An 8,304-nucleotide genomic window follows, 5' to 3' on the forward strand; every position below is an offset into this window, starting at 1 on the left:
AATTACTCAAGGCGCACAAGCGCCCACCATCGAGCAGGCGCTTTTTTTGTGCCCGCTATGCGTTATGGCGGCTGTGCGTGGGACACCTTCGGGTGTGCCGGTTCCCTTGAGTACCGGTCGGCCAACCTGCGTACAGTCGCCCCCATTCGTTGCTTGGCCGCAACCGGGGACGGCTCCAAAACTCAAGGAGCTTCACCCATGAAACCTACCCATATTCCCTCTGTACTGCGTTCGCGTGCGCACCGTGCCATGGCTATGGCCGCCCTGCGTAACAATTCCAGTTTAAGCAGCCGCCTGCGCCGCTATAACCACCACATGAACAAGGCCCGTGCCTTGGTGTGGGGGTGCCGCATGAACCGCTATCAAGCCCTCTCTAATCACCATGACAGCCTTACTCTTGGGGTGGAGTGCCTGAGCCAGCTTAACGCCTTGTGCCGTGTGCTGTGGCAGCGAGAAAAGGCCCGTGTGCCTGCCAGCCCCCAAAACGCCGCCCTAATGCTAACCGCCATGAATCAGGCGGGATGGTGGTGTGACCGTCTGGCATCCCAAGCCACTGAGATGGCCCGCACCGTGGAGCAATACCGCGCCCAAGATGACGGCGGCGGCTCTGAAGTGGCTGTGCTAGTGGAATGCCACCGCAACGACCTGAACGCTATCGAGGAGGTCTGTACCCGCGTTCATGCCCTGTGCGCCGAACTGATCAACGACAAGAAAGCAGGGGTGCTAGCCCGCCTGGCGTGTGAAGTGACAGAAGATGCCTTGTGTGATTGGGGTGCTATCGCTTTTGACCTGCCAAGCCCTGCCAGTGAGGCCCCCGGCACAGCCAGCACCCTCAACCCGCCAGCACCTGACAGCGAGGAAGAAGCCGACCCCGCCCGCGATCTGGTGGAGCGCATCGCCCGCCTGTATAGCGGCGAGGCATTACCCAATGACCCCACCGAATTGGTTATTACCGGTCACGATGTGTGGCTGGCTCAACAGGCCCGCGCCGGGGCGCTCAAGTCTACGGTTCAAGACTTTATGACGGCCATGGAGGGCAAGGCATGAAACAGCAAGCGGATGTACTGAATACCATCGCTTTAGCGGTGGAGTTTCTGGAACACCTTGAGCAATTGGCGTGGGCGGTCGGTGACTGCTACCGCGCCGCGCCTTCTCCTCTGCGGGACGGTAGCGCCCGGCGCGTCACCATACTGGCCCGCCTGGCGGCGACGTATGCCCATGAAGGGCTTGCGCTGTTCCAGCATTATCAGGCGGAGATAGAGCGTTTACAGCCCGATGAATCCCCTGAACAAACCGCCCCCGTGGGTTTGGGTGATGTTCATGCGCTAGGGCTGGAATACTGCGAACGGCTTGGGTGTCTGTTTCTTGCGCTCTGCCGTTGCTGCAAGGCGCAACGCAAACCCACCAGCGACAACGCAGAAGCCATGGTGCTGGCGGAAGTCGGGGCGTATGAAGCGCAACGGGGGGCGGATGCCTTCGAGGGTGGCCCCCATGAACCTTAATCATGCTGAGGTCATTGCATCTTTTCGTAATGCGCTTGAGGCAGTTAACGGCCCTTTGCCTGGCGAGGTAGTAGCAGATGGTGAGATACACCGTTACCGCACCGACAAAGACAAGCGCGGCAGTTTAAACGGTTGGTATGTGCTGTATCTCGACGGCATCCCCTCCGGTGCGTTTGGTAACTGGAAAACCGGCCAGCAAGAAACCTGGTGTGCTGTAGACCGTGAGCAGATGACGTTTGAGGAACGGGCCACCATGGCCCGGCATGCTGAGAACGTCCGCCAGCAACAGGAACAGGCCCGCAAGGATCGGGAGCGCCGACAAAAAGCCGTCGCCATGAAGGTAAAGACCTGGTGGCATTGGGCGCGGCCTGCCGACCCGGCACATGGCTACCTGCAAGCCAAGCATGTGGAGCCCTACGGGCTGCGGCAAGACAACGAGGACGGCGCGTTACTGGTGCCATTAACTGTGAATGGTGAAAGCTGGGTGAACCTGCAACGCATATGGCCGAATGGCTCTAAGCGGTTTGTTGCTGGCGGACGGGTGCGCGGCTGCTACTCCCCCATAGCAGGCGATAAGGGGGGCACTAATGGCCCTTTGTATATTTGCGAGGGCTGGGCCACGGGCGCAACCATTCGAGCGTTAACCGGCCACCCTGTGGCCTGTGCGATGAATTGCGGCAACCTGCGGCCAGTCGCGGAATTATTGCGCCAGCGTTACCCGGCTAGACCATTGATTATTGCTGGTGACAACGATCACCACACCGAGGGCAACCCCGGAAAAACAGCGGCACAAGAAACGGCCCAAGCCGTGGGCGCTGAATGGATGGTGCCCAGCTTTCCGGGCGGCTTGCCTGGCACTGATTACAACGACCGTTACTTACTGGAATTGGAGGGGCGCTTGTGAGCAAGGCACCAGACACAGAAAGCAGCCTGAAACCGACCGGAAAAACCACCACAACGCCCCCCAAAAAGCGCGTACCGAAACGGAAAAACGCAGGTGGTGCTGGCGGCCTAACAGAAAGATTCAAAGTAGATTCCGGGGGTGTGTGGTGGTTCAACGCTAACCCCAAGGTTAACCAGTGGAAACGGCTTTGTGATTACCTTGAAGTCATTGCGCAATCGCGCACGGCAAAAGGGAATGAATGGGGTGCGCTGCTACGCTTCAAGAACCGGGACGGCGTCGAGCGTTTGTGGAATATGCCCTATGCCTTATGTGTTTCCGATGGCGGCAGCGAAGTGATGCGGGCACTAGCTGAAAGGGGACTAAAAATCGAAACCGGGCGACACGTTAAACAGCCCTTGCTGGAATACCTAACCGGTGCGGATGTTGAAGAGCGTGTGCGGCTGGTGGATAAGATGGGGTGGCATGGTGGTGCTTATATGTTTCCTGACCGGGTTGTCGGTGCCCCGCCTGAACCTTTGCGTTATTACCTTGATGGCGAACCCGCCTGCAAACTGGCAAGCAAGGGGACGCTTGAAGAGTGGAAAAAGAACGTTGCCGCTTATGCCAGTGGTAATGACTTGCTGCTGTTTGCCATAAGCGCCGCCTTTGCTGCTCCACTGCTTGATGTTATTGGGGCAAAGACGTGCGGCTTTCATTTTATCGGTGCCTCTTCCTTGGGTAAAAGCACCATTTTTGAAGTGGCTGCGTCGGTGTGTGGTGGCCCTGACTATGTGCAACTCTGGCGTGCCACAGATAATGCTCTGGAGGGGACGGCGGCGGGCCATTCTGATTGCCTGCTGATACTGGATGAAATCAGCCAGTGTGATGCGCGGGTTATTGGTGAGACCGTTTATATGTTGGGCAATGGTCAGGGCAAGGCACGCGCCACAAAGAACGGTAGCGTCTCTGAGCTAAAGCACCGATGGCAATTGGTTTTGCTCTCTAATGGTGAGCATAGCCTGTTTGAGCTTATGGCGAAGGCAGGAAAAAAAGCGGCGGCGGGGCTAGAAATGCGGATGCTCTCTATTAGCTGTTCTTTGCATGACGATGAAGCCTCACTGAAGCGCTTGGGCCTATTTCAGAAGGACCATAACTTTAATGGTGGTACCGCCCTGCGTGAGCACCTGGCGAAGGAAGTAAAGAAAAATCACGGACTGGCTTTTCCTGCTTTTGTTGAACGCTTGGTTTCTGATCGTAGCGATAAGCTAGCCAACAGGGTGCGCGTGATTCGTCGAACATTTATGGCCAACAACCTGACCCGCTCAGCCGGGGGGCAGGCTGGCCGGGCGGCGGATAACTTTTCCTTGGTGGCTGCGGCTGGTGAGCTAGCAACGGAATGGGGTGTTACCGGGTGGGAACCCGGCGAGGCGATGGCAGCGGCTGAAGCACTCTTCAAGCGGTGGATTCTTCGCCGGGGCGGTGAAGGCAATCAGGAAGAAAAGGACATTATTGAAGAGGTGCGCTACCAGCTTGAGGTTTTTGGGGAGAGCCGCTTTACCCGGTGGGATGATGGTGAGAATGCAAAGATAGATGAACACTCCCCCCGAACTCAAGAGCGCTGGGGTTTTCGCCGCACAGAACAAACGGTAAGCCAATTGGATGGCACCAGCACTGAGGCCATTTACTTTGTGCTTCCTGAGGCTTTCCGCCAGCACCTGGCTAACGGCCATGATCCGCAAAGGGTGGCCCGGTTGCTGGCGGATATGGGGGCGTTAAAACGGGATGGCAAGAGCCTTCAGGCCCGTGCGCGCTTGCCGGGGCTGGGCACCAGTCAGAAGCGTTGCTATGTCATTCGGGCGGGGGCGCTGTACCCCGATTCACCAAAAGAAGAGGAGGCCGCCTGACCGCGGCGGTCTCCCCTCTCGGCCCCTGTCCCTGTCACCCTGTGGCGTAATCTAAACAGCCCTGCCCTTCGCCGATGCCGTGGCCCTGTGATGGGATGCCATTGGTGGATGTGAAAGCCTCTGCCGTGCGCGGTTGCCGGGGCTGGGCACCAGTCAGAAACATTGCTATGCCATTCGGGCGGGCTCGCTGTACCCCGATCCACAAAAGAAGAGGAGGCCGCCTGACCGTGATGGCTATCCCCTCGCACCCCCTGTCCCTGTCATCCTGTGGGGTGATCTAAACAGCCCTGCCCCTCTGCCAATGTTGTGGCCCTATAGTGGTGTGCCATTGGTGAGCGTGAAAGCCTCTACCGTTTGCGATTCCGCATCGGGCCTGACCTGGCAAAAAAGTAAAGTCCGCCTCTCGTGCCAAGCGGATATTTGCTTATTTAATAAGCCTTCTTCATTCGTCTTTTCCTTGCATCCCCGTGCCCCTGAGCAATGACCAAAATCAGCGCGCCATGCTGTGGTTATCTCTCGGGCAACATCCAGCGCCATCGGGTGAGACAACCGAGACAACTTGAAGCAGGCAGGGTGTCACGGGTTGTCTTATCGTAACCATATGATTCATATTGCCTTTTTTCCTCTGAGACAACCGAGACAACCTAAAAACGGCTGTAGCGGTTTTGTTTTCCTGTTTTCCTACCGCTTTGCATGGGGTTGCGGCGCGTAATTCGCTTGAAGCTGAGGCCAGCAAAAGGGGCTTATTCCTCTGGGTGGCCAAGCCACCGTTTGGGTCCTTCCTGGGGGCTAATGCATACGGGTACGCTGAGCGCGCGGCGCCCACAGATGGATAAATTTCTAAGGGGGTTGTAGTTGTGCCTTTGGCGATAGCCTTAGCCTTTCGGTAAATTGTTCGGCTAGTGTGTCTGTTTGCTATTGAGAAAACAGGGGGAGACTGGCCAGCCGCCCCAGCTTGTTGCTGTCAGGAAAGGCCACCGACAAGCAATAAAACACCGCCAGCGCCAATGTTTTGGGGGTACTTTTGGGGGTACATGAAAAGAACAACCAAAGACAACCCCTTTAAAAACATAGCGTTAATCATTCTTTTCGATTCCGCCTCCACCAAATTGCAGTACTAGAGGTTCCTGCCTCGCCTTTAAAGCCTCTGATTGTACAACGATCAGGGGCTTTTTTGTGTCTAATACAATCCTAACGAGTCCATTGAAATCCAAGAGTATTTTTGTGGGTACTCCACCCCTTCCCTCTTTGAGATACCCGCAAATGAAGCTGCCGGACACAGCCATCTGAAATGGCCGAACTGAATCACCACCATTCGCTAGACACTAGCCAGCCGCTCTTTGTACTACCCCGACTGCTGTAAATCTTTCGCTGTACCCTCACGCGTTTCAGGAACCGGAAAAAGCTCTCAGCGACGGCATGATCGTGGCTGCTCCCCGGCGCGAGAACAGATTCAGAACCACAGCCAGATACAGCCGACCTTCGTGGGTACGGATATAAGCGATGTCCGTCACCCAACCTGCACTTGGCGTATCTAGACTGAACTGCCGCTACAGGCGTGTCAGCGTCGCACTGTGCATACCGCCTGCTTTGTATCACGGCTTTTTAAGAGGTCAGGCGCTTCGCTAACGCGCTTGAGCGCCTCCTGAAGTCGCCCCCCTGCTCATCGACCTTCATTGTTCGCTGAAGCGTTCGGCATAGCACCATCGGGAAGGTGAGCTTCAGTTGATTGGAATCAAAATGAATCCATCCAAGCAAAATAAACAGGGTATGCGGCTTGGCACGTGAGTCTGGATGGCGGAATACGCGGCCTTCTTCTAGAAGTGGCCCAACGTCGAGGGCACGGTACCGTGCAGCAAGACCCGGTTCACAGGCAATCAATAGTGAGTTATTCGACGGAATGCCTGCTTCAAAGGGGGGGCTGCTGCGGCCCTCTTGCTATGACGCTTTTGGTATGGCCGTCCCAGAAAAAAGCCCTAACTGTCTTGAAATGCCCTCTTCATGTCACTAAATATCCTCGCCAGCATGGCTGCACAGCGACAGGCTAGATTTCATACAAATTTTTGGTTAGGGAGTCTTCCAGCAACACCTGCCACCTGATTGTTCCAGAAGAATGGTTTGATAAAACAGGGCCGATTAACGATGCCGAAGAACAAATGTTGTCCATGACACCTGAGCGTGCAAAAACCTCTCGGTTGGGGTGTCAGGTTAAGGCCACGGAGACAATGGACGGAATGACTATTTAGTTACCAGAATTACAAATGTGAGAGTGGAGAGCGACATGTCAACAAGTACAAATACAAATACAAATACAAATAATGACATCCCAGCAAAAATAATTAACGTCACATCCAAAATCGTGCCAATGCATCTACAGATCAAGGCACTAAAACACTTGATGAAAGTAAAAAAGAAGACCATTGGAGCGTCCCGCCCTCAGGTGAACTTTGCTGAAACCGATTTGCCTGACGTCAATGATTTGGCGATAGAAGACATCGATACGAGTAATCCTTTTTTATACCGACAAGGTAAGTCCAGTTCTTATCTTAAACGGTTGCGTGATGAGGCCCCGGTGCACTACCAGAAGAGCAGTGCTTTCGGGCCGTTCTGGTCGATAACACGCTACGAAGATATTGTCTTCGTGGACAAGAACCATGAGTTGTTTTCCTCCGAGCCGCAAATCACCTTAGGTGAATTTCCAGAAGGCCTGTCGGTCGAAATGTTCATCGCGATGGATCCTCCCAAGCACGACGTACAGCGGCGGGCGGTCCAGGGTGTTTTGCGCCCAAGAACCTGAAGGAAATGGAAGGACTGATCCGCAAGCGCACCGGGGACGTACTCGATAGCTTGCCGCTGGACACTCCGTTCAACTGGGTGCCGGTGGTGTCGAAAGAGCTGACCGGTCGCATGCTCGCCTCACTGTTAGACTTCCCGTATGACGAACGCGAAAAACTGGTTGGCTGGTCGGATCGATTGTCCGGCGCGTCCTCGGCAACCGGCGGCGAGTTTACGAATGAAGATGTGTTTTTTGATGACGCGGCAGATATGGCGTGGTCTTTCTCCAAGCTTTGGCGTGATAAAGAAGCCCGTCAAAAAGCAGGTGAAGAGCCGGGTTTCGACTTGATCAGCATGCTTCAGTCCAATGACGACACAAAAGATCTGATCAATCGTCCTCTGGAATTCATTGGTAATCTCGCGTTGTTGATTGTTGGCGGCAATGACACCACGCGGAACTCCATGAGTGGGGGTGTATTGGCGTTCAATCAGTTCCCAGAGCAATTCGAGAAGCTAAAGGCGAACCCAAAGCTGATCCCCAATATGGTCTCTGAAATCATTCGCTGGCAAACACCGCTTCCGCATATGCGCCGGGTTGCCACGCAGGATGTGGAACTGAACGGGCAGACCATTAAGAAGGGGGATCGCGTGTTGATGTGGTATGCGTCGGGCAACCAGGATGAGAGAAAATTTGAAAATCCTGAACAGTTCATCATCGACCGCAAAGAAGCTCGCAATCATGTAGCGTTTGGTTACGGGGTTCACCGCTGTATGGGCAACCGCCTTGCCGAACTACAGCTGCGCATTCTTTGGGAAGAGATACTCCCACGTTTTGAGAAGCTCGAAGTGATCGATGAGCCGGAGCGCGTGCAATCAAACTTTGTTCGAGGCTATTCCAAGATGATGGTTAAGTTGACGGCTAAAAAATAATGACTCGTCAGAACGGAAAGGTGGCCGAACAACAATCCGACAAAGCAATATTACTGTCGGTCTTGGGTCAAAGGCATACAGTGTTCGGTACGGAAGAATTCCGTTTATTCGTCGACAAGTTATTTCTATATATGAAAATTTAACCCCCCGTGTGGCTGGTTTAATTCCGCCTGCGCACCAAATAAAAGGTTCATCGCGGATTAGAGTGAAATAGGTATGGGCGGACAGTGCACCGAGTTAAGTTGTTTGTGCGACCAAGCAACACAACAAGGACACTGCCGCCATGCCAGATGCTACGTTTCCGTGGACT

Annotated in this window: 6 protein-coding genes and 1 pseudogene; 6 read left to right on the top strand and 1 reads right to left on the bottom strand. The window is 54.6% G+C overall.

Annotated features, from left to right (window positions below):
* The first annotated feature begins 198 nt into the window (after positions 1-198).
* From ABNH10_RS15280 to ABNH10_RS15295, 4 genes are read left to right on the top strand one after another with little or no spacing between them, the layout of a single operon-like run.
* Positions 199-1,047 carry a hypothetical protein gene (locus ABNH10_RS15280; RefSeq protein ID WP_349386723.1) on the top strand — a complete coding sequence of 283 codons (849 nt, stop codon included), beginning with the start codon at positions 199-201 and terminating at the stop codon, positions 1,045-1,047.
* Entirely contained in the window at positions 1,044-1,502 is a 459-nt protein-coding gene (locus ABNH10_RS15285) for a hypothetical protein (RefSeq protein WP_349386724.1), read from the top strand. The genes ABNH10_RS15280 and ABNH10_RS15285 overlap by 4 nt, the downstream gene beginning before the upstream one ends.
* Positions 1,492-2,406, top strand: a complete 915-nt coding sequence (locus ABNH10_RS15290) for a toprim domain-containing protein (protein ID WP_349386725.1) — start codon at positions 1,492-1,494, stop codon at positions 2,404-2,406. The genes ABNH10_RS15285 and ABNH10_RS15290 overlap by 11 nt, the downstream gene beginning before the upstream one ends.
* Positions 2,403-4,289, top strand: a complete 1,887-nt coding sequence (locus tag ABNH10_RS15295) for a DUF927 domain-containing protein (protein ID WP_349386726.1) — start codon at positions 2,403-2,405, stop codon at positions 4,287-4,289. The genes ABNH10_RS15290 and ABNH10_RS15295 overlap by 4 nt, the downstream gene beginning before the upstream one ends.
* A 1,335-nt stretch (positions 4,290-5,624) precedes the next feature.
* Here the strand turns inward: ABNH10_RS15295 and ABNH10_RS15300 are convergent.
* Positions 5,625-5,839: pseudogene (locus ABNH10_RS15300) on the bottom strand (hypothetical protein); the annotation flags it as partial.
* Between the two features lie 731 nt (positions 5,840-6,570).
* Here ABNH10_RS15300 and ABNH10_RS15305 point away from each other — a divergent pair.
* Complete coding sequence (locus ABNH10_RS15305) at positions 6,571-7,086, top strand: cytochrome P450 family protein (protein ID WP_349386727.1); 516 nt, start codon at positions 6,571-6,573, stop codon at positions 7,084-7,086.
* Positions 7,087-7,091: 5 nt separating this feature from the next.
* Entirely contained in the window at positions 7,092-7,994 is a 903-nt protein-coding gene (locus tag ABNH10_RS15310) for a cytochrome P450 (protein ID WP_349386728.1), read from the top strand.
* Positions 7,995-8,304: the final 310 nt, after the last annotated feature.

This window comes from Alcanivorax sp. (genome assembly GCF_040119285.1).
Taxonomy (GTDB): domain Bacteria; phylum Pseudomonadota; class Gammaproteobacteria; order Pseudomonadales; family Alcanivoracaceae; genus Alcanivorax.